The organism is Nonomuraea sp. NPDC050383, assembly GCF_044459125.1.
Classification (GTDB): domain Bacteria; phylum Actinomycetota; class Actinomycetes; order Streptosporangiales; family Streptosporangiaceae; genus Nonomuraea.
Genome location: NZ_JBITIP010000016.1, coordinates 47,502 through 73,380 on the forward strand (window position 1 = coordinate 47,502; position 25,879 = coordinate 73,380).

Annotated in this window: 29 protein-coding genes; 17 read left to right on the plus strand and 12 right to left on the minus strand. The window is 70.0% G+C overall.

Annotated elements, in window-relative coordinates:
- Nucleotides 1–53: 53 nt before the first annotated feature.
- The 4 genes from ACIBG4_RS32205 to ACIBG4_RS32220 all read right to left on the minus strand — a co-directional run bounded on the left by ACIBG4_RS32205 (nucleotide 54) and on the right by ACIBG4_RS32220 (nucleotide 3,204).
- Nucleotides 54–314 (minus strand): hypothetical protein, encoded by a 261-nt coding sequence (locus tag ACIBG4_RS32205; protein WP_397205044.1) that lies wholly within the window; start codon nucleotides 312–314, stop codon nucleotides 54–56.
- A 41-nt stretch (nucleotides 315–355) separates the two neighbouring features.
- Nucleotides 356–1,141 carry an SDR family NAD(P)-dependent oxidoreductase gene (locus ACIBG4_RS32210; protein ID WP_397205046.1) on the minus strand — a complete coding sequence of 262 codons (786 nt, stop codon included), beginning with the start codon at nucleotides 1,139–1,141 and terminating at the stop codon, nucleotides 356–358.
- Between the two features lie 196 nt (nucleotides 1,142–1,337).
- Nucleotides 1,338–2,249 carry a helix-turn-helix transcriptional regulator gene (locus tag ACIBG4_RS32215; RefSeq protein ID WP_397205048.1) on the minus strand — a complete coding sequence of 304 codons (912 nt, stop codon included), beginning with the start codon at nucleotides 2,247–2,249 and terminating at the stop codon, nucleotides 1,338–1,340.
- Nucleotides 2,250–2,655: 406 nt separating this feature from the next.
- Nucleotides 2,656–3,204, minus strand: a complete 549-nt coding sequence (locus tag ACIBG4_RS32220) for a TetR/AcrR family transcriptional regulator (protein WP_397205050.1) — start codon at nucleotides 3,202–3,204, stop codon at nucleotides 2,656–2,658.
- 115 nt (nucleotides 3,205–3,319) lie between these two features.
- Here ACIBG4_RS32220 and ACIBG4_RS32225 point away from each other — a divergent pair, with 115 nt between their 5' ends.
- Genes ACIBG4_RS32225 through ACIBG4_RS32235 form a run of 3 tightly spaced genes read left to right on the plus strand, consistent with a single transcriptional unit; the run spans nucleotide 3,320 to nucleotide 5,446 of the window.
- Entirely contained in the window at nucleotides 3,320–4,159 is an 840-nt protein-coding gene (locus ACIBG4_RS32225; RefSeq protein ID WP_397205052.1) for an SDR family NAD(P)-dependent oxidoreductase, read from the plus strand.
- Nucleotides 4,156–4,548: a hypothetical protein gene (locus ACIBG4_RS32230; protein WP_397205054.1), complete on the plus strand. Its 393-nt coding sequence runs from the start codon at nucleotides 4,156–4,158 to the stop codon at nucleotides 4,546–4,548. The genes ACIBG4_RS32225 and ACIBG4_RS32230 overlap by 4 nt, the downstream gene beginning before the upstream one ends.
- Nucleotides 4,541–5,446, plus strand: coding sequence for an NAD(P)H-binding protein (locus ACIBG4_RS32235; RefSeq protein WP_397205056.1), 906 nt, complete (start codon nucleotides 4,541–4,543; stop codon nucleotides 5,444–5,446). Before ACIBG4_RS32230 ends, ACIBG4_RS32235 begins: the two co-directional genes overlap by 8 nt.
- Here ACIBG4_RS32235 and ACIBG4_RS32240 read toward each other — a convergent pair.
- From ACIBG4_RS32240 to ACIBG4_RS32255, 4 genes are all read right to left on the minus strand, one after another.
- Entirely contained in the window at nucleotides 5,434–6,339 is a 906-nt protein-coding gene (locus tag ACIBG4_RS32240) for a MerR family transcriptional regulator (RefSeq protein ID WP_397205058.1), read from the minus strand. The two genes, ACIBG4_RS32235 and ACIBG4_RS32240, sit on opposite strands and share 13 nt — an antisense overlap.
- Nucleotides 6,340–6,349: 10 nt before the next feature.
- On the minus strand, nucleotides 6,350–7,735 hold the full coding sequence (locus ACIBG4_RS32245) for a serine hydrolase domain-containing protein (protein WP_397205060.1): 1,386 nt from the start codon (nucleotides 7,733–7,735) through the stop codon (nucleotides 6,350–6,352).
- A gap of 54 nt (nucleotides 7,736–7,789) precedes the next feature.
- A complete protein-coding gene (locus ACIBG4_RS32250) occupies nucleotides 7,790–8,107 on the minus strand; it encodes an NIPSNAP family protein (protein WP_310711260.1) in 318 nt (105 codons plus the stop codon).
- A gap of 73 nt (nucleotides 8,108–8,180) precedes the next feature.
- The gene (locus ACIBG4_RS32255; protein ID WP_397205062.1) at nucleotides 8,181–8,642 is read right to left on the minus strand and encodes a MarR family winged helix-turn-helix transcriptional regulator; all 462 of its coding nucleotides are present in this window, start codon (nucleotides 8,640–8,642) and stop codon (nucleotides 8,181–8,183) included.
- 102 nt (nucleotides 8,643–8,744) lie between these two features.
- Between ACIBG4_RS32255 and ACIBG4_RS32260 the strand changes: the two genes are divergently transcribed.
- Nucleotides 8,745–9,683 carry a zinc-binding alcohol dehydrogenase family protein gene (locus ACIBG4_RS32260; RefSeq protein ID WP_397205064.1) on the plus strand — a complete coding sequence of 313 codons (939 nt, stop codon included), beginning with the start codon at nucleotides 8,745–8,747 and terminating at the stop codon, nucleotides 9,681–9,683.
- Between the two features lie 64 nt (nucleotides 9,684–9,747).
- Here the strand turns inward: ACIBG4_RS32260 and ACIBG4_RS32265 are convergent, their stop codons facing one another.
- Both ACIBG4_RS32265 and ACIBG4_RS32270 read right to left on the minus strand, forming a co-directional pair.
- The gene (locus ACIBG4_RS32265; protein WP_397205066.1) at nucleotides 9,748–10,329 is read right to left on the minus strand and encodes a DinB family protein; all 582 of its coding nucleotides are present in this window, start codon (nucleotides 10,327–10,329) and stop codon (nucleotides 9,748–9,750) included.
- A gap of 42 nt (nucleotides 10,330–10,371) precedes the next feature.
- Nucleotides 10,372–10,815: a MarR family winged helix-turn-helix transcriptional regulator gene (locus tag ACIBG4_RS32270; RefSeq protein WP_397205068.1), complete on the minus strand. Its 444-nt coding sequence runs from the start codon at nucleotides 10,813–10,815 to the stop codon at nucleotides 10,372–10,374.
- A 106-nt stretch (nucleotides 10,816–10,921) separates the two neighbouring features.
- Here ACIBG4_RS32270 and ACIBG4_RS32275 point away from each other — a divergent pair, with 106 nt between their 5' ends.
- Complete coding sequence (locus ACIBG4_RS32275; RefSeq protein WP_397205070.1) at nucleotides 10,922–11,782, plus strand: NAD(P)H-binding protein; 861 nt, start codon at nucleotides 10,922–10,924, stop codon at nucleotides 11,780–11,782.
- A 15-nt stretch (nucleotides 11,783–11,797) separates the two neighbouring features.
- Here the strand turns inward: ACIBG4_RS32275 and ACIBG4_RS32280 are convergent, their stop codons facing one another.
- Nucleotides 11,798–12,763: a helix-turn-helix transcriptional regulator gene (locus ACIBG4_RS32280; protein ID WP_397205072.1), complete on the minus strand. Its 966-nt coding sequence runs from the start codon at nucleotides 12,761–12,763 to the stop codon at nucleotides 11,798–11,800.
- Between the two features lie 52 nt (nucleotides 12,764–12,815).
- On the opposite strand from ACIBG4_RS32280, the gene ACIBG4_RS32285 reads away from it, so the two are divergent.
- Nucleotides 12,816–13,961, plus strand: a complete 1,146-nt coding sequence (locus ACIBG4_RS32285; protein ID WP_397205074.1) for an epoxide hydrolase family protein — start codon at nucleotides 12,816–12,818, stop codon at nucleotides 13,959–13,961.
- Nucleotides 13,962–14,135: 174 nt separating this feature from the next.
- On the opposite strand, the gene ACIBG4_RS32290 is transcribed toward ACIBG4_RS32285, so the two are convergent.
- Complete coding sequence (locus ACIBG4_RS32290) at nucleotides 14,136–14,954, minus strand: helix-turn-helix domain-containing protein (RefSeq protein WP_397205076.1); 819 nt, start codon at nucleotides 14,952–14,954, stop codon at nucleotides 14,136–14,138.
- A gap of 161 nt (nucleotides 14,955–15,115) precedes the next feature.
- On the opposite strand from ACIBG4_RS32290, the gene ACIBG4_RS32295 reads away from it, so the two are divergent.
- From ACIBG4_RS32295 to ACIBG4_RS32345, 11 genes are all read left to right on the plus strand, one after another.
- Nucleotides 15,116–15,841: an alpha/beta fold hydrolase gene (locus tag ACIBG4_RS32295; protein WP_397205078.1), complete on the plus strand. Its 726-nt coding sequence runs from the start codon at nucleotides 15,116–15,118 to the stop codon at nucleotides 15,839–15,841.
- A gap of 161 nt (nucleotides 15,842–16,002) precedes the next feature.
- Nucleotides 16,003–16,962, plus strand: a complete 960-nt coding sequence (locus ACIBG4_RS32300; RefSeq protein ID WP_397205080.1) for an acyltransferase domain-containing protein — start codon at nucleotides 16,003–16,005, stop codon at nucleotides 16,960–16,962.
- 103 nt (nucleotides 16,963–17,065) lie between these two features.
- Nucleotides 17,066–18,265 (plus strand): NAD(P)/FAD-dependent oxidoreductase, encoded by a 1,200-nt coding sequence (locus ACIBG4_RS32305; protein ID WP_397205082.1) that lies wholly within the window; start codon nucleotides 17,066–17,068, stop codon nucleotides 18,263–18,265.
- A complete protein-coding gene (gene sigJ / locus ACIBG4_RS32310) occupies nucleotides 18,262–19,155 on the plus strand; it encodes an RNA polymerase sigma factor SigJ (RefSeq protein ID WP_397205084.1) in 894 nt (297 codons plus the stop codon). The genes ACIBG4_RS32305 and sigJ overlap by 4 nt, the downstream gene beginning before the upstream one ends.
- Nucleotides 19,156–19,325: 170 nt before the next feature.
- A complete protein-coding gene (locus ACIBG4_RS32315; protein ID WP_397205086.1) occupies nucleotides 19,326–19,466 on the plus strand; it encodes a hypothetical protein in 141 nt (46 codons plus the stop codon).
- A gap of 670 nt (nucleotides 19,467–20,136) precedes the next feature.
- Nucleotides 20,137–21,621, plus strand: a complete 1,485-nt coding sequence (locus ACIBG4_RS32320; RefSeq protein ID WP_397205088.1) for an MFS transporter — start codon at nucleotides 20,137–20,139, stop codon at nucleotides 21,619–21,621.
- A 25-nt stretch (nucleotides 21,622–21,646) separates the two neighbouring features.
- Nucleotides 21,647–22,150, plus strand: coding sequence for a redox-sensitive transcriptional activator SoxR (gene soxR / locus ACIBG4_RS32325; protein ID WP_397205090.1), 504 nt, complete (start codon nucleotides 21,647–21,649; stop codon nucleotides 22,148–22,150).
- Nucleotides 22,151–22,987: 837 nt separating this feature from the next.
- Nucleotides 22,988–23,542 (plus strand): tyrosine-type recombinase/integrase, encoded by a 555-nt coding sequence (locus ACIBG4_RS32330; RefSeq protein ID WP_397205092.1) that lies wholly within the window; start codon nucleotides 22,988–22,990, stop codon nucleotides 23,540–23,542.
- Nucleotides 23,543–23,599: 57 nt separating this feature from the next.
- A complete protein-coding gene (locus ACIBG4_RS32335; protein ID WP_397205094.1) occupies nucleotides 23,600–24,055 on the plus strand; it encodes a hypothetical protein in 456 nt (151 codons plus the stop codon).
- A gap of 227 nt (nucleotides 24,056–24,282) precedes the next feature.
- Nucleotides 24,283–24,906 (plus strand): TetR family transcriptional regulator, encoded by a 624-nt coding sequence (locus ACIBG4_RS32340; protein WP_397205096.1) that lies wholly within the window; start codon nucleotides 24,283–24,285, stop codon nucleotides 24,904–24,906.
- A 4-nt stretch (nucleotides 24,907–24,910) separates the two neighbouring features.
- Nucleotides 24,911–25,753, plus strand: a complete 843-nt coding sequence (locus ACIBG4_RS32345; RefSeq protein WP_397205098.1) for a class I SAM-dependent methyltransferase — start codon at nucleotides 24,911–24,913, stop codon at nucleotides 25,751–25,753.
- The last annotated feature ends 126 nt before the right edge of the window (nucleotides 25,754–25,879 follow it).

Genomic DNA, 25,879 nt, shown 5'->3' on the forward strand with positions numbered 1-25,879 from the left:
GCGGGTGGCGGGTCGCCAGGGGCGGGCAGTGGTGCCGGGGGTGCGGGCGTGGGCTACCAGGCCTGCTCGGTGGGGTGGATCACGACGTCGTAGATCGACACGTCGGCGGGCTGGTCGAGGGCGTTCACGACAGCTCCTGCAACCTGCTCGGGCGTGATCGCGATGTCGTTGGGGCTGCCCGCGACCTGCTTGCCGTCGCGGTTGGTGACCTTCAGACCAAGTGTGATCGAGGTCCGTGACGTCCGGCGACCGAACTCACGTTGAGGATCCGGCCGCTGCCGCGCTCTCGCAAGGTGCGCGCGCCGGCCGAGCACGCGATCGAGACGTACGGGCGGGTCTCACGGATGCCCTTTCGTCAGCGCGGTCGGGTGAGTTCGGCCTGGCGGGCGGCCTTGACCGGCTCGGGCAGGGTCCGGTTCTGCTCGGCCTGCCGCTTGGTCGCCTCGTCCCCGCCCACGACATGGTCGACGTCGCTCATCAGTGCGTCGAAGCCCTGGCGGGCGACCAGCCGCTTGTCGTTCTTGGGGGCCGGGCCCAGCTCGGTGTTGCCCATACCGGCGTTGGCGTGGAACTGCGAGTCGGTGGCACCGGGCAGCAGCGCGGTGACGGTGACGCCGCTGTCGCGCAGCTCCTCGCGCAGGGACTCGGCGAAGGAGAACCCGAAGGCCTTGGAAGGCCCGTAGACCGTCTCGTAGGGGGTGGGCGAGGTCGCCGAGATCGAGGAGACGATCAGGATGCGGCCGCGGCCGTTGGGCACCATGTGCTGCACGACCCGCTTGGCCATGTGGACGGTGCCCGTGACGTTGACGGCGATCAGCCGCAGCTCGTCCTCCAGGTCGTTGTCGACGAAAGCGCCGCCCAGGCCGATCCCGACGTTGAGCGCGGCCGCCTCCACGGGACGACCCAGGTCGTTCACGAACCGCCAGAAGCTTTCGACGCCGTCGTAGGTGGCCGCGTCCGCCTGGTGGGGGTGGACCTCGACCCCGTGCTCGGCTCGCAACTGCTCGGCTGAGGTGAACACACGATCGCTGGATCCGGAGATTGCCACGTCGTAGCCGTGGGTGGCGAACTGGCGGGCCAGTTCCAGGCCGATCCCGGACGATCCTCCGGTGATCATCGTGAGAGGACGTGGTGTGGGCATGGCTGATCTCCTTTGATGGGTCTTGCTGGTGACGGGACTTGCGCCGATCTGCGCATGGTCACTCTGGGTAGCCGACTGTGAGTTGTGTCCGTTCGGCGCGGTGCCGGTGTTCGGGCAGACAGATCCCGCCCGGTCGCGTCAGGGCCGTGGTCGCGTCCTCTTGAGAACGCCTGCCAGCTGTGACGGGGGCTGCCGGTTAAATCTTGCGGTCATCCTCCTGGGCTCCCGGCCGGGCTGCTCGGTCGGGCGCCGTCTGCCTAATGGTGGCGGGGTCGGCGGCCCAGCTGGCCAGCAGTTTCCAGGCGTCCTGGGACGCCTGGTCCTCGGCCGGCAGGTACAGGAAGAGGGTCTGGTCGTCCTCGCCGGGCATGGCGAAGGCCTGGTAGTCGATGGTCAGCGGCCCCACCAGCGGGTGCCGGAACCGCTTGTGGCCGAAGGTGCGCGTCAGCACCTTGTGATCGGCCCACCAGCGGCGGAAGTGCTCGCTCTTCATCGCCAGCTCCCCGACCAGCTCCGCGGTGCGGGTGTCGTCGGGGTGCCGACCGGCGTCCAGCCGCAAGATCGCGGTCATCTCCGCGGCGATCTGTTCCCAGTCCACGTACAGGTCACGAGCGGCCGGGTCCAAGATGATCCAGCGGGTGAGGTTGCGGTCCCGATACGGCATGGCGTCGAAGTCGGCCAGCAGGGCCCGGCACAGCCGGTTGGTGGCCAGGATGTCTCCGCGCCGGCCCAGGATGAACCCGGCCTGGTCGGTGAACGACTCCAGGAACCGGTGCAGGTGCGGCCGGACCCGTTGCACCACGGGCGCACTGCGGCGGGCTCGGCCGGTGTGCGAGCGCACCAGGTCGGTCAGGTGGGCGCGCTCGGCGTCGTCCAGCCGCAGCGCCGCGGCGATCGCCTCCAGTACCCCCGGGGAGGGACTGATCTGCCGGCCCTGCTCCAGGCGCGTGTAGTAGTCGGTGCTCACCCCGGCCAGCTGGGCGACCTCTTCCCGGCGCAGGCCGGGCACACGCCGGTAGGCGCCGCGCGCGGCAAGGCCTGCCGACTCCGGGCTGATCCGGGCACGGCAGCGGCGCAGAAACTCGCTCAGATCCTCATTGCGTGCCATGTCTTTCATCCTGTCTGCCCGGCCACCGCCGAACCGGCCCGGTAGGGGGGCCGCTTGGTCCTAGGAAGCTGCTGCCCTCGCAGCTCAGCGCCATACTTCCCGAGCCCGGACGGCCGGCCGGGGCTGTCCTGGGGCAGGCGGCGGGTTTCCGCCCGGCGATGGGTCAGGACCGGGCGCCCCGGTCGAAGTCGAGGACCATCTCAACGAAGAAGCCCCGATTTTCGTCGGCCACCCTGCCGCCATCAGATACTCGCGTCGCCTGGCTGCCTGTGCTGCCGGAGCCGCTCGGCCACCCGTGCCACCGCCGCCGTCGGCGTGAATCACCGGATCAACTCGTCACTGGTGATCTCCGGGAACGAGCGCAGGTGCTCCTCATTGCTACCGGGACCCCTGGATGCGGCCCGTTTCAGGTGGGGCGGCGGATGGCCTGTACGGCGGTGTCGTAGAGGTCGAACAGGGCGACCTGTCCGCCCAGGCGCACCCATTCCTCGTTGGCCGCCTGCAGGCAGATGATCGCCGCGGCCGCGATCGCGCGGGCTTGCAGGGTGCGGCGGTCGGAGTCGGGCAGCCGCGGCTCGATCAGCGGTACGAACAGGTCTTGCCAGCGGGCTTGCTTCTCGGCGTGTCCGGCGCGCAGGGAGTCGTTGCCGAACAGCAGCGTGATGAATTCCAGGCGCCCTTCGGCTGTCATGTCGATCTCCTCGAGCACCTGGAACGCCGCGCGCAGCGCCGCCCAGGCATCCTCGCCGGCCGGGCGCTCCGCGAGGCGCGCGGCGATCAGCTCACCCTGTTCGGCCAGGCCGCTGAGCGCGAGGTCTTCCTTGTTGCGGAAGTAGTTGAACAGGGTGCGCCGGGAGACACCCGCGGCGGCGGCGACCTCTTCGAGGGTCGTGTTGTCGTAGCCCTTGGCGGCGAACAGCTCGACAGCGGTCCGGGCCAGCAGCGAGCGGACCACGGAGCGGGTCTGTTCCCGAAGAGGTGTCGGTCTCTGAGCCATGCACAGATGGTACGTCATCTCACACGATGCAGCTCTTTGCACTCAGTGCAAATGCGTGCGTAGAGTGAATGCCATGAGCACAATCGACTACCACCGCCAGACCGTCATCGTCACCGGCGCCAGCTCCGGCCTCGGCGCCGAATTCGCCCGCCAACTGGCCCGCCGCGGCGCGGACCTCGTCCTGGTGGCCCGCCGGGCGGACCGGCTTGAGAGCCTGGCCGCCGAACTCACCCGCGCCCACGGCGTCACGGTGACCGCCGTCGCCCGCGACCTCGGCCTGCCCGACGCCGGCCGCACGCTGCGCGCCGAACTCGAGTCCCGCGGCATCTACGCCACCGGACTGGTCAACAACGCCGGCTTCGGCACCCACAACGCGTTCGCCGACGAGGATCCCGACCGCCTGCAAAGCATGATCACACTGAACGTCAGCGCGCTGGTCGACCTCAACCGCGCCTACATCGACCCGCTGACCTCAGCCGACACCGGCGTCCTGATCAACGTCGCGAGCCTGCTGGGCTTCCAGCCGACCCCATACCTGAGCGTCTACGGCGCCACCAAGGCCTTCGTCCTCAGCTTCACCGAATCGCTGTGGGAGGAGACCCGCGGCACCGGCCTGCGCGTCCTCGCCGTGTGCCCCGGCGCGACCCGGACCGAGTTCTACGACGTCGCCGGCAGCCAGTCCGCCGACTACGGCACGAAACGGGCAACCCCCGAGCAGGTCGTGACGATTGCCCTCGACACGCTCGACCGCCGATCCGCGCCCCCGTCGGTGATCACCAACGGCCGCCCACTCGCCCTCGCCGGCAAGCTCCTGCCACGCCGCCCGATGGTCCGGCTCATGGGCCGGATGGCCCGCCGCCGGCCCACGCAGCCCTCCGCCGCCCTGACCGACAGCCAGGGAACGCCATCATGACCATCGCCGACGTCAGCACACAGTCGACCGACGCGGAGCGCTTCGATCACATCCGCCAAGCTCAGCGCGCCGCCTACCTGCGCGACGGAGCACCCTCCCCGGCGGCGCGGCGCAGCGAGCTGACCAAGTTCAAGGCGGCGCCGAGCGTTCGCGAGGAGATCGTCACGCAGGACGACCTGCCCTTCGGCGGCGTCGGCGCCAGCGGGATGGGCAGATACCACGACATCGAAGGATTCCGAACGCTCAGCCGCCCCGAGGGCAGCCACGTACAAGCACGCCGGAACGCCACCCGCCTGCTGTACGCCCGCTTCGGCAAGCGCACCGAAGCTCTCCTGGCGGCCAGGGCCTGGCCGAGGCAGCACCTCCGGAAGGAAGCCACCGATGGCTGATCACGACCTCGTCCTCGTCACCGGCGCCGGCGGCGTGGGCCGCCTCGTCACCGAGCGGCTGCGCGCGCAGAACGTGCCGGTCCGCGTCATGGTCCGCCGCGAGGACGACCGCACGGCCGAGGTGCGGGCACTGGGCGCCGAGGTCGTCACCGGGGACCTGACCCGGGCCGAAACGGTGGCGGCCGCGCTCGACGGCGTCCGCCGGACGTACTTCGGGCTCAGTGTGTCCCCGGACCATCTGCTGGCGGCGACCGTCATGGCCACGGTCGCGAAGGCGTACGGCGAACTCGACGTGCTGGTGGACATGTCGCAGATGACGGTGTCGCAGATGACCGCCACCAGCACCGCCGAATCCCACCAGCAGCGGCTGCACTGGCTGGCGGAGCAGGTGCTGGACTGGTCGGGCCTGCCCGTGGTGCACGTACGCCCGACGACGTTCCTCGACAATCCGTTGTTCACCGCCCTCGCGGCGCGGTCGATCCGCGAGAACGGCACGCTGGCGCTGCCGTTCGGGACCGGACGCACCTCGCCAGTCGCTGCCGACGACGTCGCCCGGGTGGTCGCGACCATCCTGCGCGATCCCGGCGAGCACGCCGGGAAGGTGTACGAGCTGACCGGACCGCGGGCGCTCGACATGACCGAAGTGGCCCAGGAGTTCTCCAAGGCGCTCGGCCGCACGGTGACCTATCTGGACGTCCCCCTGCAATGGTGGCGCACAGAGGTGCTCGCGAACGCGGGCCTGCCACGGCACACCGAGCAGCACATCGCCACCATGGCGCAGCTGCACCGCGCGAACCGTTACGACAGGGCGACCAACGACGTCGAGCGCATCACGGGGAAGCGGCCCCTGACCGTCGAGGAGTTCGTCGCCGCCCGCAAGGACTTCTACCTCGGCTGACTGGGGCCCTGTTCGGAGGCGTCGAGTCCGGCGCTCCGGCGACCCCCGGACTCCCGTCCCCGCCGCGAGCCGTGACGTGACCGTGCGTCCTGCTCGTCCTGCGCGTCGACGGCGGACCGTGGCTCCGGCTCCACGCGCTCGAGCTTGGTCCAGCCGGTCCAGCCGCGCTGCTTCAGCAGCTCGATCAGCCGGCGGGCCGGCGGCACGGTGTCGAACGCCAGCGTGTCCATCAGCTTCACGAACGGTGGCTCCATGTCGGTGTCGTCGACGTAGTGCTCGCCCTGCTCATCGGCCATCCGCGTGATGTAGGCGGCCACCTTGTCGGCCAGCTCGACCAGCCGCGGGTCGTCGTCGGTCCGGTCGAGAGCCTGGCTCAGGGTGAGATAGAAGTCGATCAGCTGCGGGTCGGCGATCTGCTGCCGCTTGCGTGCCATCCACTCCGGGACTCGCTCGGGTGAGTGCGCGGCCAGCGGGATCCAGCCGTCGCGTTCGGCCTGGACGATCCGTTCGTCGACGCCAAGCGCCCGCAGCCGGTCGAGGAACTCGACCACCTCCGGTGGCAGCGCCAGGTTGTCCCCGGCGGCGAGGCGGGCGATCCGCTCCCGGTGCCGCTGCCGCTCCCGGATCTCCGCCCGCAGCCGCCTGTCGATGTCCGCGACCGCCGCGGCGAACTCCTCCTCGTCGGCCCGCAGCAGCTCCCGCACACGCGCCAGCGGGACCCCGGCCTCGGCCAGGGTGCGGATCCTGATCAGTTCGACCACGGCGCCGGCGTCGTACCTCCGATAGCCGGAGCGGTCCCGCGCCGGCTCCGGGAGCAGCCCCTTGGCGTGATAGTGCCTCACCGCGCGCACCGTCACCCCGGCGTACGACGCCAGCTCGCCGATGGTCAGCATCCGACCTCCTTCAGTCGATTCTCGGTGTCGCCCGCATGCCGAAGTAGACGTACGGTGTGCCGTCCGGGAGCGTTCCGAACACCAGTGGCAGCCACGGCGCGCTGACGGGGCCGAGGCCCGGTATGGCGAGCACCGTGTCGGACACCGTCACCAGGTCGGTCTCGATCGGCGGTGAGTAGCGGGCGTTCCCGCCGGTCAGCTGCAGGCGCAGCCGCGGCACTCCGTCCCGCTCGCCGATCCTGAGGCGCATGCCTTCGCGTTCGTACGTGCCCGCGAGCCCGGCGACATCGACCGGCCGCGGGTTCGCGGCGGGAGCGAAGGCGTCGGGCATCCGCACCCCGGCGAGCTCACCCAGCAGCTCCTGGAACAGGTCGACGAACAGACCGCCCGCGCCGCCTCCGTTGGTCAGCAGCGCGGCGACGACGCCGCTGCCCGGCACGACACGCAGGTAGGAGAACTGCCCGATCGCGGCGCCGTCGTGACCGTAGCCGGTGACACCGTCCCAGTCGTACAGCGCCCACCCGTGGCCCCATGCGTGCGCCATGAACGTCCATCTGTCCAGGCAGTCGACGGCGCGTCGCCGCATCGTCGCCGCCGACTCGGCTGACAGCACGCGTGTGCCGTCGGGCGCGGTGCCGCCGTCGAGATGCATCCGCGCGAAGCGGACGACGTCGGCGGCCGTGACCAGGACGCGCCCGTACGGCCCGGCCGAGCGGGGCAACATGTCCCACGCGGGCGCCGGCTCCGGGTCGCTTCCCAGCTCCCCGATATGGCCCATCGCCGTCCGGAACCGCAGGGCCTCCTCCGGCAAGGTCATCGAATGCTCCAGACCGAGCGGCGCCAGCAACCGGTCGCGCATCGCGTCGTCCCAGGTCTGACCGGTGACCACTTCCACGATTCTGCCCAGGATCGCATACCCGGTGCTGCAGTAGGACACGACGGTGCCCGGCGGGCAGTCCTGACCCAGGTCCGCGCACGCCTCCACGTAACGGGCGAGGCAGTCGTCGCCGCGGCCGGTGTCGTGGGTGAAGTCCCCGGCGATTCCGCTGGTATGGCTGAGCAGCCGCCCGATCGTCACGCTCCTGGTGACCTCGTCGTCGGCGACGGCGAAGCCCGGCAGCACGTCGACGACCCTGCTGTCGAGCCGCAGCTCACCGGAGTCGACGAGCTGCATCACCAGCGTCGCCGTGTACGCCTTGGCGATCGAGCCGGACTGGAACACCGAGTCCGTCGTCACCTCCACGCCGGTCCCTCGGTGCAGCACCCCGCTTGCCAACTCGTGGATCTCGCCCTCCACCAGCACCGCCAGTGCCGCGCCCGGCACGTGATGAGTGGCGCGCAGCAGGTCAAGGCGCTCCTGCCAGCGAGCGCGGTCGAACCTCTTCTTCGTTGTCATGCCGACCATGCTGAGCGGTTGCCCCTGCGTCAGGGTCAACCGTCGCGACGACACTCAGCCGAGCTGATCAGGAAGCAACGGTCGCATGAACGTACGTTCGTAGCGGAGCACGCACCCGCTCTCGTCCCTGATGCGATCCGCCTCCACGAAGTCCGGGTGGACACCGAAAAGGCCGCGGTATTCCTCATACGCGGCGAGGCTGGGGAAGCTGAACAGGGCGAGGGCCCTGTCGCTGGCGCCTTCCGCCGGCAGGAAGTAGCCGTGATGCGTTCCACCGTGCAGGTTGACCAGCTCGATCCAGCGGCGGCCGAAACGTTCGAACGCGTCGATCTTGCCCGGATCGATCACGTACTCGACGACACAGGTAATCATGGAGCCATTCTTACGGGTCCGCCGAAGGCCGCGACGTTGCGAGGTCCCGCCGCGGGCGGAGCGCGACCGCAGGTCAGCCGCGACGAGACCCGGGATCGGGGGTCTGCCGGATCAGGACCGTGGTGGCGCGTTCGAGGAGTTCGCACAGCGCGTCACGCTCCGTCGGCGTGAAGCTCTCGGCGAGGGCGCGTTCGAGCACGACGACCTCCTGGTAGGCGCCGTCCAGCACGCGCCGGCCGTGCTCGGTCAGCGAGGCGATGAGGACCTTGGAGTGCACGGGTGAGGTCTCGCGGGCGACGAGTTCCTTGTTCTGCAGGCCGGTCAGGACGGAGGCCATGGTCTGCTGGGTGACCCCGCAGGAGCGGGCGAGCTGGGCGCCGGACATGCCGTTCTCGCGCGACAGCGTCAGGAGCACGGTGTACTGCGTCATGGTGAGGCCGTAGCCGCGCAGGACGGCCTCATGGTGGGCCATCAGCGCCTGCTCGGTGCGGCGGATGCGCGTGCAGAGGTATTCCTCGGCGGGAATCTCGGTCAAGGATCAACAGCTCCCTGTGTTGACTCAGGTGCCTGATACTCATATAGAGTCGCTCGGTATCAGGATACTGAGTCAACACAGGGAGCTGTAATCATGAAGGCCATGGTTCTCGACACAGACGACCGGTTCACCCTCGCCGACATCGACGAGCCCGTCCCCGCGGCGGGGCAGGTCGCGATCCGGGTCGACCACGCCGGAGTCCAGTACGGTGACGTGCTCGTCCGCAGAGGCCACTTTCCGGTTCCGCGTCCCTTCGTGCCCGGGTTCGAGGCCGCCGGTCGCGTCGTCGCCGTCGGTGAGGGCGTGGACGCGGGTCGCATCGGTCAGCGTGTCACCGCATTGACCAGCGCCGGGGCCTATGCCGAGGTCGTGGTGGCGCCCGACCTCCTCACCTTCGACGCCGCCGGCCTGGACCCTCGGACGGCGGCCGGGTTCGGCTGGGTCACCCCGACCGCCTACGACCTGATCAACACCGTCGGCCGGGTGCGTCCCGGCGACCGCGTGCTCATCCACGCGGCGGCAGGAGGCGTCGGCACGCTCGCGGCCCAGTTCGCCAAGGCCGCCGGAGCCGCCCGGCTCGTGGGAGTGGTCGGCGGCGCCGCCCAGACCGAGTACGCCACGCGGTTCGGCTATGACCTGCTCGTGACCAGCGAGGACTTCCCGGGCGCGCTCGCCGACGAGCGGTTCGACGTGATCCTGGATCCCATCGGCGGACCGGCCCGCCTGGCGAGCCTGGAGCGGCTCGCCCCGCACGGCCGCCTGGCGATCTACGGCAACATCGCCACCTTCGACCCCGTCGAGATCGACACCAACGACCTGCTCATGGCCGGGAAGTCGGCCCTGACCTACAACAGCAACCTGCTCAGCCAGACCCACCCGGAGCGTCTGGCCGACAGCGCCACCAGGGCACTGCGGCTGCTGGCCGACCGCAAGGTCCGCGTGGACGTCACCGCCGAGTACGAGATGTCCGACCTCGATACCGCCATCCAGCGCCTGGCCGAGGGCGGCACGCACGGCAAGAGCATCGTCCGCATCGCCTGACGCGCCGCTCGACTCCCTCCCCCGGCCCGGAACGGCCGAGGCGCCTTGCCCACGGGTGGGTCCGCTACTGGCCTACGCGTCCGTCGATCCGCTCGCGCAACAGGTCGACGTGGCCCATGTGGCGGCCGTACTCCCAGATCATTCCGACCAGCATCTCGCGCAGCGACATCGCCCCTCCCCCGCTGCCATGCTGGTTCAACGGATCGTCCGCGGTGATGTCGAGACTGGGCGTCTCGGCCACGAACCGCTCGGCGAAGTCCACCTCCGCACGCCATGCCTCCCAGGCCTCCGCCACCACCTGGGGGTCGGGAACGGCGCCGTCGAAGTCACCGTCACGGTCGGTGTCGGAGCAGAACAGCCGGGGCGCGTCCTGTCCCGCCATCGTCCCGCGGAACGACGCACGCTCCACCTCGGCCAGGTGGCGCACCAGCCCCAGGAGCGACATCGTCGACGGCTCGACGGAACGCCGCGCCATGGCCTCCGCGTCGAGACCTGAGCACTTCAGCTCCAAGGTGAGGCGTGCGGAGCGAAGGGCTTCGACCAGCGTGGTGCGCTCGTCGCCCAGCGTCGGTCCGTTCTCACGCGGGTCGTCGTCGGACGGCTTGCCGTCCGCGGTGAACATGTCGGCTCGTCGTGTCGTGGCCATGGCCGCCATCATCGGTGATCTGCACGGCGGCCGACAAACGAATTACTCGTTCTGGTCGACGGGTCGGTTCAGCAGGGCGTTCGCCGACCGGTGGATCTTTGTCAGCGCGCTGAGCAGGTGTTCACGTTCGCTCTGGGTGAGGTCGGCGGTGACCTGTTCCTCGATCGAGCGACGCTCCTTCTCGATGGGCTCCTGCAGGGCGCGGCCGGCGTCGGTGAGCCAGAGCCGTACCAGGCGGTTGTCCTTGTCGTCGCGGCGCCGGGTGAGCAGGCCGGCGGCGGCCATCCGGGTGGCCGCCTTGACGACGTTGGGAGTGGTGACGTTGAGGGCGGTGGCGATCTCGCCGGGGGTGCGGCCGTCCTGCCGCCACAGCACCGCGAGCAGGTGGTCCTGCCCGAGATGCAGCCCGTGACGCCGCATGGCCGTTTCGGCCACCGCCCGCAGCGCCTTCGACATCTTGCTGTGCAGGTCCAGGAACTCGGGCATCGCACGGCCTCCGGTGACATCGCGGGGACGACACGGTTCGATTGACAGCTGATCGTGTACCGGTTAACGTTCTAATCGTTAACCGGTACACGACTTCGGAGTTCTCATGATACTGGTCACTGGCGCGACCGGAAACGTCGGCCGCGAGCTCGTCCACGAGCTGGACGCCATCGGCGCGGAGTTCCGCGTCCTGGTGCGCGACCCCGCCCGTGCCGCCGCACTGCCCCAGCGGCCCGAGCACGTCGTCGCGGACCTGGGCGACCCGGCGACGCTGCCGGCCGCCTTCGCCGGCGTGGACCGCCTGTTCCTGCTCACCCCCGGCATCGGCGTCGAGCACACCGCTCACGCCGTCGCCGCCGCACGGGCCGCCGGGGTGAGCCACATCGTGCACCTGTCCTCCTTCAACGTCCTCGGCGACCCGATGCCCGCCATGGGCCGCTGGCATCACGAACGCGAGCAGGTGGTCCGCGCCTCCGGCATGCCCGCCACGTTCCTGCGGCCCGGCGGCTTCATGACCAACGCCTTCGACTGGCTGCCCACCATCCGCGAGGGAGGATACGTCCTCGACCCGGTCGGGCCCGGCCGGTACGCGCCGATCGACCCGGCCGACATCGCCGCCGTCGCCGCCCTGGCCCTGACCCGGGACGGCCACCAGGGCCGGGAGTACGTGCTCACCGGCGAGGAATTGTTCACCATCGCCGAGCAGGTCAAGGTCCTCGCCGCGGCGGCCGGCCGGGACATCGAGGTCCGGGCGACGGCCACCCCGGAAGAGGCCGTCACCTCCCGCTTCCCCCACGGGGCGCCTCCGGCGCTGGCCGACGCCATCATCGAGGGGTTCGCCCTCATGCGCGCCGACACCGCCGGATTCCGCACGGACACCGTGGAGCGACTGCTCGGCCGCAAGCCCCGCACCTTCGCCGGCTGGTGTGCACGCAACGCCGACGCCTTCCGGCTCGCCGCCGGCTGACCCGGTGCGGGCTCATCAGGTGAGCGGGTGCTCCCGTGCCGCATCGATGAGGCGGCTGCCGAGGGCGCGGATGTGCTGGACGAGCTCGGGCGGTTCGTGCACCTCGAACGGGACGCCGAGCTGCGCGACCCACATGGCCAGCTCGTCGAGGGAGTTCGATCCGGTGCTGAGGACGCACGCGCCGTCGCCGACCGGCTCGACCACCGCCATCGTCGGCGGCATCCGGCCGGCCACCACCTCGGCCGGGGCGTGCACCGTGAACCGGCCGCGGTAGCGGTACGGATCGACGGAGATCCGCTCCGAGACGTAACGGACCAGGTCGGCGCTGGGCGGCTCGCGGGGCGTGAAGCGTGGCCCGTTCGGGGTGTGCAGGCGCAGCCGGTCGACACGGAACGTGCGCCAGGCGTCCCGGCCGGTGTCCCACGCCACCAGGTACCAGCGGCGGCCCGAGTTGACCAGCCGGTACGGCTCGGCGATGCGGCGATCCCCGGTGCCGTCGTGGGAGCGGTAGGAGAACCGCAGGCTCTCCCGGTTGCGGACGGCTGCGGCGATCGCGGTGAGCACGGCCGGGTCCACGGCCGCGGCCGGGCCCGACAGCGGCACCGTGACCGACCGCAGGTCGCCGACGCGGTTCCGGAGCCGGGACGGAAGGACCCGCTCCAGCTTGGCGAGGGCGCGGACCGAGGTCTCCTCGATGCCCGCCACGCCGGAGACGGCGGCGGTGCCGAGCCCGATGGCGACCGCGACCGCCTCGTCGTCGTCGAGCAGCAGCGGCGGGAGCCCGGTGCCGGCGCCGAGCCGGTAGCCGGGTGTGCCCGCGGTGGCGTGCACGGCGTATCCGAGTTCGCGTAGCCGGTCGATGTCGCGGCGGATCGTGCGGTGCGAGACGCCGAGCCGTTCGGCCAGCTCGGCGCCCGGCCAGTCCCTGGGGGTCTGCAGCAGCGACAGGAGCCGCAGGAGCCGTGCCGATGTCTCCAGCATGACGCCCATCCTAGGACCGAACCTGTCCTAACCGGTTCCTACAGTGACAGACATGAACGACGAACTGCAGATCCACCCGTTCCGGATCGACATTCCGCAGGCACAGCTCGACGACCTGCACGATCGGCTGGCCGCGACCCGCTGGCCGGACGAGCTGCCGGGCGTGGGCTGGTCCTACGGGGTCCCGGTCGGCTACGCGAAGAAGCTGGCCGAGTACTGGCGCACCGGCTTCGACTGGCGTGCCGCCGAGGCCCGGCTGAACGCCTTTCCGCAGTTCACGACCCGGATCGACGGGCAGGACGTCCACTTCCTGCACGTCCGCTCCCCCGAACCCGACGCGCTGCCGCTGATCATCACGCACGGCTGGCCGGGCTCGGTCGCCGAGTTCCTGCACATCATCGGCCCGCTCACCGACCCCGCGGCGCACGGTGGCGACCCGGCCGACGCGTTCCATGTCGTCGCCCCGTCGATCCCCGGGTTCGGCTTCTCCGGTCCCACCACCGAGACCGGCTGGGACCTGGAGCGCGTCGCGCGGGCGTGGGCGGAGCTGATGGACCGGCTCGGCTACCGGCGATACGGCGCGCAGGGCGGCGACAGCGGCTCGGTCATCTCACCGATGCTCGGCCGCGCCGCACCCCGGAACGTCGCCGGCGTGCACGTCAACGGCGGGCTCGGGTTCCCAACTGGCGACCCGGCCGAGTTCGAGGGGCTTACCCATGCGGAGCTGGCCCGCCTCGGCCAGTACCAGGACCAGGACCGGGCCGGCTACGCCATCATCCAGGCGACCCGGCCGCAGACTCTCGCGTTCGGGCTGCACGACTCGCCCGCGGCGCAGCTGGCATGGATCGTGGAGAAGTTCAAGGAGTGGACCGACCCGGCCCGCGAACTGCCCGAGGACGCGGTGGACGTCGACCAGCTGCTCACCGACGTGAGCATCTACTGGTTCACCGGGACCGCCGCCTCGGCCGCCCGCCTCTACAAGGAAGGGCAGAAGGGCTGGGGGGCGGTGGCCGAGTACTCGGCGCTGCCGCACGGCGTCGCGGTCTTCCCCGGCGACGCCGGGGTCCGGCGGATCGCCGAGCGCGAACACCACGTCGTGCACTGGTCGGAGTTCGACCGCGGCGGCCACTTCGCCGCGATGGAGGCCCCCGACCTGCTCGTCGGAGACATCCAGACCTTCTTCCGCCCCCTCCGGTGACGCCGGTCCGTGCCTCAGGTGGTCAGGCGGCGGCCCCGGTTGACCAGCCGGTACGGCTCGACGATGCGCGCGCTGGCCGCACCTGCATGGTCGTGGCAGTCGAACCGGAGCCGTTCCCGGTCGCGGCCGACCGCGGTCAGGGCGGTCAGGATCGACGGGTCGACATGGGCGGGGTCATGTCCGCGCGATGGACGCGAGGAGCGCCACCTTGTCGGCACTGTCGGTGCCGGGGTCCGGGTGGAGGACGACGAGCGTCTGGCCGGTCGCGCCGCTGACGCCCAGTCTCTCCCGGTTCAGCCACAGGCCGCCGACCTGCGGGTGGTCGATGCGCTTGGGCGTGCCTTCGCACGTGTTCACGTCGTGGCGGGCCCAGAGCCTGCTGAATCGAGGGCTGGCGAGGGCGAGCTCGCCGACGAGTTCGATGAAGCGGGGGTCGTCCGTGTCGGTGCCGACGGACTCGCGGAAGCCGGCGACCATGCCCTGCGCGGCGTCCTCCCAGTCCGGGTAGAGGTCCTGCTCGGCGGGGTCGAGGAACACGTCCCGCAGGCGGTTGCCCCCCGCCACGAGACGTGGCGACAGAGCGGTCGCCAGCGCGTTGGCGGCGAGGACGTCGAAGTAGCGGCCCTCCACGTACGCGGGCAGTGGCAGCGTGGCGACGAGCTTGGCGACGCCCGGAGGGACGGTCTGCTTCCGGGGCCGCCGTCGCCGCCGGGGTCTTCCCGCGCCGAGGCGCAGCAGGTAGGCCGTCGCGTCGTCGTCGAGCTGCAGCACGCGGGCGAGGGAATCGAGGACCTGCGCGGAGGGGTTGCGGTCGCGGCCCTGCTCCAGGCGCAGGTAGTAGTCGGCGCTGATGCCGGCGAGCATCGCGACCTCCTCGCGGCGCAGGCCCGGCACGCGCCGTACGCCGACGGAGGGGATGCCGGCCTGTTCAGGAGTGACGAGCTCCCGGCGGGCGCGTACGTATTCGCCCAGCAGGTTGACTTCGTCGCTCATGTCCCCACTGTAATTCGCACACCTTCGTGCGTGCCTGGTCCTGTCACCCCCAGGATCGCGGGGGCTCTGGCTCCGTCAGCGGGTGAGCGGAAACCTCACTTCCGGGACGAACACCGTCGAAATCGGCCGGCGGTTCCCTTCCGCGAGCAAGGAGCTACACCATGTCAACGTATTTGCTGGTACACGGGGCCTGGCACAGCGGGAACTGCTGGGAGCGGGTGGTCCCGTTGCTGGCATCGGCGGGGCACCGGGTGGTCGCGCCGTCGCTGACCGGCTTCGGCGACAAGGCGCATCTGCTCGGCCCCGAAGTAGGGCTGGACACGCACGTCGACGACATCGTCAGGCTGATCACCGAGGAGGACCTCACCGACGTGATCCTGGTGGGCCACAGCTACGCCGGGCTGGTCATCTCGTCCGCCGCCAACCGCATCCCGGATCGGATCGCCCAGCTGGTCTATCTCGACGCGATGGTCCCGGAGGACGGCGAGAGCGCGGTGGATGTGCATCCCGTGACCCAGGCCCTCATCGACCGCGCCGCGGAGTCCGAGATCGCCTGGCGGATCCCGCCGATGCCCGAGTTGCCGCCGCCCCTGGGCCTGTTCGGGGTCACCGACCCGGCAGACGTGGCGTGGCTGCGGGCGATGTTGTCGGATCAGCCGGTGCTCTGCCTCCGGCAACCGGTCCGCCTGGACAACCCGCTCGTGCGCACGATTCCGCGGACGCACATTCACTGCGTCGCCGGCGTACCGGAGGGCATCGAGCGGCGGCCCGTCCCGGCGATACAGCCCAACGGCAGCCCGGCACAGGTGTGGGAGCTGGAGACGGGCCACGACTGCATGATCACCATGCCGGCCGAGCTCACGGAGCTGCTGCTCAAGCTCGGCTGACCCGGTTGGTCGAGCTGACCCGATTGGTCGAGGGGCGTCCCGGGGCACAGCTCCCGGTTCCTGCGATCTCGCAAAGCTGGAGCGGTGATCTCGCCCGTCGGGGATCGCGCCGAAGCGAGCAGGAGATCAACGAAGGACACGAGGTGAGTAGGATCGTCCGCGTGGATCTGGATGGCGTGGATCTGGACGACACCGCCGCCCGGCTCGGGGTACCCGTCGAGGACGTCGACCGCGTGCACCGGCTCGCCGGCGACCGGCCGTCCGCTCCGCTGCCCGCCAAGGCCGACGCGCCCGCGATCCTCGACCGGCTCGCGGTGCGGCCGGACGACGCCGCCGAGATCATGGCGGGCTGGCCCGACCCCGGCTCTCCCCTGTGGACTCCGGAGTTGCGCTGGCTGCTCGACCGCTCGATCGCCCTGGTCCGCGCCGATCTCGGGGGCCACGGCTGGCTGTCACCCGGTCCGGAGCTGCCGCGCGAACGTGGCCCCGCCTGGCGGCATCTCTACGTGTACGCGTACCTGGCCCTGGTCGACGTCGTCACGGGGTACCACCGCGACCGCGGCATCGCCGACGCCGCGTCGTGGGCGACCCTCGCGGACCTGGGCCGCAACCTCGCGATCGACCGGCGGATGCGCCGCGAGGGCTGGCCGGTCATGCAGAGCTGGCTGACGCTGCACGCGCGCGGCGGCGTCTACGAGCTGGGCCGGCTGCAGTACCAGCGCGGCCGAACCGCCATCGACCTGCACATCCCCGAGTCGGGGCCGATGACCCCGGAGGCGGTCGCGGCGTCGCTCGACGAGGCCCGCGCGTTCTTCCCGCGCCACTTTCCCGATGAGCGGTACACGGCGTTCTCCTGCGGCTCGTGGCTGCTCGACCCGCAGCTGCTGGAGTACCTGCCCGATGACTCCAACATCGTCCGGTTCCAGCGGAGGTTCGAGCTGGAGCCCTACGAGGAGCCGGAAGGGCTGGACGCCGACGTGGAGGTGCTGCGGTTCGTGTTCCGCACCCTGAGCACGCCGCTCGACCAGCTGCCGCGCCACACCGTGCTCCAGCGCGCGATCATCGACCACCTGAAGGCCGGCCGCCACTGGCACTGGCGCCGCGGCCGCTTCCCGATCTAGCCGGCCCGGCTCTGCCGCGAGTACGTGTTCGCGCTCCTGAGTGGAGTGACGCACGTCACGTCGCGTCCTGTCACGCCGCTGCGATCCCCGGTGTCTTGAGGGCATGACCGAACACAACACATCCCACAAGGTCGTGGTCATCGGTGGCGGTTACGCCGGAACACTGGCGGCCAACCGTCTGCGGATGCGCGACGACGTCGACATCACTCTGGTCAATCCCCGCCCGGAGTTCGTCGAGCGCATCCGGCTGCACCAGTTCGTGGCCCGTACCGGCGACGCCACGATTGACTACGGCACGCTGCTCGGCGAGGGCATCCACCTGGTCGTCGACAGCGCAACGCGCATCGACACGGCCGCCCGCACCGTGCGGCTGGCGTCGGGCCGCGCACTGGACTACGACTACGTCATCTACGCCGTCGGCAGCACCGGCGCGGTCCCCTCGGTGCCGGGCGCGGCCGAATTCGCTTGGTCCATCGCGGAATGGGAGTCCGCGCAGCGGCTGCGCGCCAGGCTGGAGGAGCTGCCTCTCAACGCTCCTGTCACCGTGGTCGGCGGCGGGTTGACCGGCGTCGAGACGGCCGCCGAGCTGGCCGAACAAGGACGCAAGGTCACGTTGGTGTGTGGCCGGACCCTGGCGCCCTACCTGAGCGCAGGGGGGCGCCGATACGTCGCCACATGGCTGACCCGCCATGGTGTCGCCGTGCTCGAGGGCGGCGCGGTATCCGAGGTCCGGCCGGACGCGGTCGTCCTGGCCGACGGTTCTGCCGACAGCGTGGTACGTCCGAGCGCACTGACTGTCTGGACGGCCGGTTTCGGCCTGCCGGAGCTGGCGGCGGCGAGCGGACTGCGCACCGACACGCTCGGCCGGCTGCTCACCGACGAGACGCTGACCAGCATCGACGACGACCGCATCCTCGCGGCCGGCGACGCCGCCGCACCGTCGGGCCGGCCGCTGCGGATGAGCGGCTACGCCGCAGGGCCGCTCGGGGCGCAGGCCGCCGACACCGTGCTGTGCCGCATCGCGGGGACCGAACCGGCGGTGATCAACCTGGCCTTCACGGGCGCGTGCGTCAGCCTCGGCCGGCACGCCGGCATCAGACAGATCGCCGGCAAGGATGACACCGCCGTGAACATCTACATCCCCGGCCGCCTGGGCGCGATGATCAAGGAAGTGACCTGCAAGTTCGTGGTGTCGAAGAGGATCCGCGGCGAGGCGCGCAAGCCCGGTTCCATGGGCTGGCCCAAAGGTGGTCCGCGCCCCGGACAGCCGGCCTCCGCCGCGCGGGCGGCCACCTCCCCGTGAGCGCCGACGAGCATGCCGAGCGATTCACCGTGTTGCGGCCGCTGCTGTTCACCATCGTGTACGAGATCCTCGGCTCGGCGACCGAATCCGACGACGTGCTGCAGGACAGCTATCTGCGGTGGGCCAAGGTGGATCTCGCGGCGATGCGGGACACCAGGTCGTATCTGGCGCGGCTGGTGACCCGTCAGGCGCTCAACGCCTTGCGGGCGAGCACGCGCCGTCGCGAGGAGTACATCGGCTCCTGGCTGCCCGAGCCGCTGCTGCTGGAGGAGAACGACGCGTCGGCCGATGTGGTGCTCGCCGAGTCGGTGTCGATGGCGATGCTGGTGCTGCTCGAAACGCTCACCCCCGATGAGCGCGCGGTGTTCGTGCTGCGGGAGGTTTTCGCGTTCGACTATGACGAGATCGCTGCAGCGGTGGGCAGGTCCGTGGTGACGGTGCGCCAGATGGCGCACCGCGCCCGCGGGCACGTACAGGCGCGGCGTAAACGGTTCGACCCCGTCGACGCTGGGACGACCATGCGGATCACCGAGCAGTTCATGTCCGCGGCGGCGACCGGTGACATGGCGGGGCTGCTCTCGCTGCTCGCGCCGGACGCCGCGTGGACCGCCGACAGCGGCGGCAAGGTCACCGCGGCGCGCCAGCCGGTGGTGGGCGCGGAGAAGGTGGCCGCGCTCGTCATGGAACTGTTCCGCGTGGGGCGGTTGCCGGACTCGCGGATCGAGATGGTCAACTGCAACAACGCGCCCGCGATGGCCGCCTACGACGGCGATCACCTGGTGGGCGTCTGCCTGTTCGAGGTCGGCGACGGGAAGATCACCAACTTCTACGTCATCCGCAACCCGGACAAACTCCTCGCGCTGACGGTTCCGCGTCGGATCAGCCGATAGGAGCCGGCAAGCCGCAGCGCAGCAGGTCGCGATCACGCATGTCTGAGGTGCCGCTGCGGATGGGCGCGGCAGGTGACACGTCCTGTGGCGATCGACGAACGCGTCTCCGCCCCTTTGCGTGTGTCGACGACGCCTGTTTGCCCTGGTCGAGCGCCCTAACGTGCCTGCTCATGCCTGTGGATTTCCTCTCAGATGAGCAAGTAGCCCGCTATCGCCGGCTCTGGCCCGAGGTGTCGGTGGCCGAGCTCGAGCAGTTCTTCCGACTGGACGCCAAGGCGCTGCAGGCGCTGGCGAGTAAGCGCCGTTTGTGAGAACGGCGGCCAGGGACAAACCGGACAGCTCGGGCGACGGGCCGAGGTCTGTCAGAACTCCTCGTTTCTGAGAGGGGCCCTGGTCATATCCGGCCGGGAATTCCCGCTAAGCCTTCGAGTGTCGGCATGCGGGGCCATGGAGGACATCGGGATCATGGCAGGAGAACGCCGAGCGAGCTCGGCTCGATTTGGGTGTACCGACTGATAGTGATCTAGTATGCGCGTAGTGTGACGGCTTGTGGCACAGGAGTATTTGTCCGCCGCGCAGTGCCCTGTCCGGCGAACACACCGCCTGCCGCTCCGCTGGATCGACCCGGCCGACGCGCATGACAGCCGGAGTTATCTGGGGTTGTCAGGCGAACTAGCAGGTCAGCTACCTGAACGCCTGTCAGGCACGTTGGGCAAGCAGGGGGAAGCCCGGCTGCGCCGGGGCATGCTCGAGCCACGAGAAATGATCAGGTAGCCCGTGTCCGTGTGGCTGGTCAGCGCATGAGTGCAAGTAAGGCATGTCAGCCAAATGGGTTGGCCCGCGCTGCCGCACGAGGTGTGAGCTGGCAGGTCTAGCGCTGCCCTCTGCCGAGAAGAGCCCTCACCAGCGCATTTGACCTCAACTTAGGTTGAGCTGATGGGCTGTTCACCGCCCGCCTCGGAACCAGAGAAAGCGAACAGCATGGACACCTCCACACCACCGTTCGAACATTCCACCGCGGTGGATCGGCCCTCTCCGTTTACGCTTCCGGTGGTCTTGGTCGGCGTCGTGCTGGTGGCGATGTCCATCTCGGGCACCGCGGTGGCGCTGCCGAGCATCAGTCGCGACCTTGACGTGTCCGGATCCCTGCTGCACTGGGTCGTCGCAGGATACAACCTGGCCTTCGCGGCCATGACGCTCGTCGCAGGCTCGGCCGCCGACCGAATCGGCCGCCGCCGGGTGTTCATCGCCGCGGCGCTGATCTTCGTGACCGGATTCCTTGCAACCGCGCTGAGTCAGGCGATCATCATCACCGACGTCGCCCGTATCCTGTCCGGCGTCGGCGGAGCCGGGATTATGGCAGCAGGCGGCGCCATCATCGCCTCGAGTTACGACGGCGCGGCCCGCAACCGTGCCTTTGCCCTGATGGGCACCATGGCCGGCGTCGGCATCGCAGTCGGCCCCACCCTGTCGGGCCTGCTGATCTCGGCCGCTGGATGGCGGGAAAGCTTCGCGGTCTTCGCGGTCATCGGCCTGCTGGTCGCCCTGGGCGCGGCCCGCACTCGAGAATCCCGGTCGACCGGTATTGGCCCGATCGACCGGACGGGCAGTGCGCTGTTCGTCGCCGCGCTGACCCTGTTGATGTTCGCACTGCTGGAGGCGCCCACGTTCGGCTGGACCCATCCGATCATCCTGGTCACCGCCGTCGCCGGGCTGGTCGCGCTGGTGTGGTTCGGCCTGTCCCAGCGGCGCAGCGCCGCCCCGGTCCTGGCTCCCTTCCTGATCGCCAACCGCGCCTTTCTGGGCTGGAGCCTCGCGACGCTGACCACCTCGATCGGGTTCCTCGGCGTTCTGGTCTTCCTGCCGACCTACCTGCAGGCAGCCGCAGGACTCTCACCTGCCGCTGCGGGGACGGCCATGCTGCTGCTCACCGCTCCCGTGCTGATCACGCCCATGGCCGCCGTCACCCTGGTCAACAAGGGAGTTCCGGCCCGGCTGGTCATGATGATCGCGCTGGCCCTGGTGGTGGCAGGGAACCTATGGCTGATGGGACTGAACGCCGGTAATCCGGTCGCGGCGGCCACCGCCCCGCTGCTGATGATCGGCCTCGGCATGGGAGCATCCTTCGGCATCACCGACGGCCAGGCCATGGCCCTGGTCCCGGCCGACGCGGCCGGTATGGCGGCCGGATTCCTCAACACGCTGCGCGGCGCGGCGGAGGCCCTGGTGATCGCCGCCTTCAGCGCCTCCCTGACCGGCCTCCTCTCGGCCAGGCTCGGCGACACGACCCGTGCCGCCGAGGTCGGCGCAGGGCGCCTCACCTCCGGTGCCGAGTCCGCGGAACTGGACGCCTTCACCTGGTCCTGGCAGCTCACCCAGCTCGGCGCCGGGCTGCTCTGCCTCGTGCTGTCCATCGTCGTGGCCGTCCTCATCCACAGCCGCGCCAGGTCCCGCCACACCGCCTGACACCACCTCACCGCAAGGAGCCGCCGTGCATGCCAGCCCAGAGGATCACCTCACGATCGGTGACATCGTCCGCCGGACCGGCGTGCCCGCCTCCGCGCTGCACTTCTACGAACGCAAGGGCCTGATTTTCAGTGCACGCGACGGCGGCAACCAACGCATCTTCTCCCGGCACATGCTCCGCCGGATCTCCCTCATCATCGTGGCCAAGCGCCTGCACATCCCGCTGTCGGACGTCGCAGAGATCCTTGCCACCCTCCCCACCGACCGCGCCCCCGCCCACAAGGACTGGCAGCGGGTCTCCCGTACGTGGAAGAAACGACTCGAGGAGCGCCGCCGAGCCATCGAGCAGCTCGAACACGAGCTTACGGGCTGCATCGGCTGCGGCTGCCTATCGATGAAAGCCTGCCTGCTGCTCAATCCCGACGACGCCCTGCGCGACCACGGCCCCGGACCGGTGCGGCTCCAGGAGCCCACCGAGTCCCTGCCCGGCGACCTGACGCGACGTTCCTCGGACGAGCCGGGCCCTTGATCCATACCCGTCGGCCAGGTCCTCGACCGGGGCGGCGCCCGCCCGGCTCGCCGATGGCAACGACGGATCCCGATCTCCCCGACGGTGGCCGGTCCGGATCGGCGGCGAGACTTTCGAACCCTGAGCGAGATTCTTGGGAGGCGCCTTCGCTGGTAACGCACGTGCCTGACAACACTGGATAATTTGTAAGGCACGTGCGCCAGGAGCCCACCTGCCTTACATGCCCGACACCTTCTCGGCACCCCAGATAACCGACTTAACCCCCGAGTCGGGTCCCGACCATCCACGCCTGGCTCCGACACACCGCCGGGAACAGCGATGGGCCTGTTCGTGCGAACTTCTGAGAATGACACGTTCTCGGAAGTACTCTCCGGTAGTGACTTCCGAGAATCCGGCTCCAGCCCGGTCACAACCCCCCCGGAACAACTTCCGAGAACACGGAGCCAGCCACGGACGGGCAACGGCCGAAGCGCCACGGTGCCCGCCCCACCCCGCTGCCCGCGGCCTACCAGCAGACGCTCGCCGACTACAGCGCCGCGCTTGAGCGAATGCCGCTGGCCGCCGACACCCGCCGCACCTACGCCTCTCGCGTGCGGATGTATCTGGCCTGGCTCGCCGAGCGGCCCGCCACTGGCGCCGACCCGCTCGCCGACGGCCGCGCCCGCGACTGGGCGGTACGCGACTACCGCCACTACCTGCTGCGCGAGGCCGACCCCAAACGCTCGGTGCGCTACGTCAACAACGCCCTGGCCGCCCTGGACGACTTCCACGCCCCGGCGTGGCCTGGGCAAGGCCGACGTCGGCCGCGAGGACATCCCCAAGACCGCGCCCAAGGCGATGAACGCCCCGGCCCAGATCCGCTGGCTGCGCGCCATCGAGGACTGGCCGCACCCCCGCGATCGCGCCCTGGCCCTGCTGCCCTTTTACGCCGGGCTGCGCATCGGCGACGCCGTCGCCCTCGACGTGCCCGACGTGCGCATCTCGGCCCGCAAGGGCGTGCTGATCGTCTACGGCAAGGGCGGCAAGGTGCGCGAGGTGCCCATCCATCCCCAACTGCGCCAGCCCCTGACCGACTGGCTGGATACGCGCCGCTCCTGGCCCGGCGCCGCCACGCAGCGGGCCCTGTTCCTCAACCGCCGCGGCACCCGCCTGTCGGCCCGCGGCGCCTCGACCGTCTTCACGGCGATCGCCCAGGCCGCTGGTTTGGAAGACCCCACCACCGCGCACGTCGGCCGGCACACCTTCGTCACCCAGCTGATCCGCGGCGGCGAGGATCTCGTCACCGTCGCCGAGATGGCCGGCCACGCCCGCCTGGACACGCTACGCGTCTACAGCCAGCCCACCGAGGAGGACAAACAGCACGCACTGCGCCACCTCGCCGTCGACCGCTGACCGGCAAGGACTGCGTCTGCCCCCGCAACCCGCTGTTCTCCCCTACGTAAGCTGACCATGGACGACAACGACGAACACACCCCCGCCCCGCCGCCCTCACCACCTGCCGAGTCCACACTGCACTACACCGTCCCGCCCCGCCCGGACGGCTGGCCCAATTGGCTCGGCCGCCGCCCAATGCGCCCCGCCAACCGTGACAAGATCCGCGAGGCGCTTGAGGCTGGACTCCCCGACGGCCCGCTCACCGTCCCCGGCCCGTTCCTGTGCTACCTCACCATCGACGACCTGGACCGCACTACCGACCAGCGCAAGCTCATCCGGTTACGCGGCCGGATTCACGCCGCCGCCCGGGTGGCCGCCGAAGGATGCCACACCACCTACCACGCCACCGACTCCGCCCTCCCCATCGGCATCCAGGGCCCCGACGCACAAGATCGCATCAACCAGCTCCGCAACGCACTGGCCAGGCTCATCACCAAGCACGGATGGACCATCCGCTACGAACCTCGCTGACCTGCACCTTCTTGCTTAGCGGGAATTTCCGGCTGGATATGACCAGGACCCCTGAGAACGAGATCAGCCTGGCGCGGAGGCTCGCGGCGTCTTTCTCGTCCAGGTGAGTCCTGAACGGAACGTCACGCCAAGCCGCATCCGCGCAGCGCTCGTTGGGTATTGCCCTCCGCTTGCCAGTCATTAAACATACGTTTAAGATCCTAAACATGTGTTCAGCATCGTCGGACTTGACCGCCCAGGCCAAGATCCGCAACGCGGCCATCGCACACTTCGCCCGGGACGGCTTCCAGAAGACCAACCTGCGCGCCATCGCAGCCACCGCCGGAGTGAGCCCCGGCCTGGTCATCCATCACTTCGGCAGTAAGGAAAAGCTCCGGAGCGTCTGTGACGACCATGTCCTCCGCATCTTGATCCAGCGGGCCGACAACGCCCGGCCCAGCGGCATGCAGGACCTCTTTCACGAATACCTGTCCAACCCGGAGGAATACCGCCTCCAGGTGCAGTACATGCTGCGCGCGATCGAGGAGGACACCCCCGCTGCGGCCACGTTCGTCGACACGCTGGTGGCGGAGTCCGAGGAGATCCTGCGGGCCGGTATCGCCGACGGCTCGATGCGACCGTCCTCGGACGTGCGGGCGCTGGCGGTGCTAACCGTGCTCAACAGCGTGGCCACGCTGACCATGCCGCCGCCCCTGGCGCGGGCGCTGGGCTACGAGCGGTTCGGCCCCGACCTGCTGCGCCGCCTCGCCCTGCCCACGCTGGAGCTCTACACCCACGGGCTGTTCACCAACGACACCGCGCTGAAGGCAGCCCGGACCGCGCTGGACGAGTCTCCACAGAAAAGGGACTGACACGATGGCCATCACCCTCCCCGAACTCACCCCGCTGGAGAACACGCTCTGGCTGACCCTGGCCGGCAAGGCGCTCGACTACCAGGCCAAACACTCGATCCTGCACGACAAGACCGCATACGACATCGTCAGGAAGCTCGACTACGACGCCGGGCAGTTCAAGCTCTCCGCCAGCCCCGTCGTGGGCATCGCGCACCGCTCCCTGGTCATGGACAACATCGTGCGCCAGTTCATCGCCAAAAATCCCGACGCCGTCGGGCTCGACCTGGGCGCCGGACTCGACACCCGCGTCTACCGCGTCGACCCGCCCACCACCGTCGAGTGGTACGACGTCGACCTGCCCGGCGTGGCCAAGACCAGGCAACTACTACTCCCCGAGCGCCCCCACCTCCACACCGTCGGCTCCGACCTCAACGACCCCCGATGGATCAGCGAAGTCCCCGCCGACCGCCCCGCCGTGATCGTCGCCGACGGCCTGATCGGGTTCCTGTCCGAAGAGGAGCTGGCCACCCTCCTCGACCGCCTCATCCGCCACTTCCCCGCAGGCGAGATCTGCTTCAACGGCTACACGAGGTTCCACGTCTGGGCGGCCAAGAAGTACGCCGGCACCCAGTCCGTCGTCCCCTTCCTGCGGTCTCCCGGCTTCGACACCCCGCAGGACATCGAGCGACTGGAACCCCGCCTGAAGCTGGTACGCGAAATCCTGCTGGGCCGCGAGCCCGAAGTCGCCGACTACCCGTGGACGACCCGCCTGGCCAGCTTCCTGACCGCCTGGAGCACCTCCATTTCGCGCAAGGGCACCGCCATCCAGCACTACCGCTTCAGGGACTCCAGAGGGACGAGGTGACCGCCGAGGACCGGCGGCTGCTGGAGGATCGTGTGCGCTTCCTGGCGGGCGGCGGCCGGGACCGACCGAAGAGCCGCATCGCCCGGCCGGCCGATCCGACATCAACCAGGCAAGTCACAGCTAGTG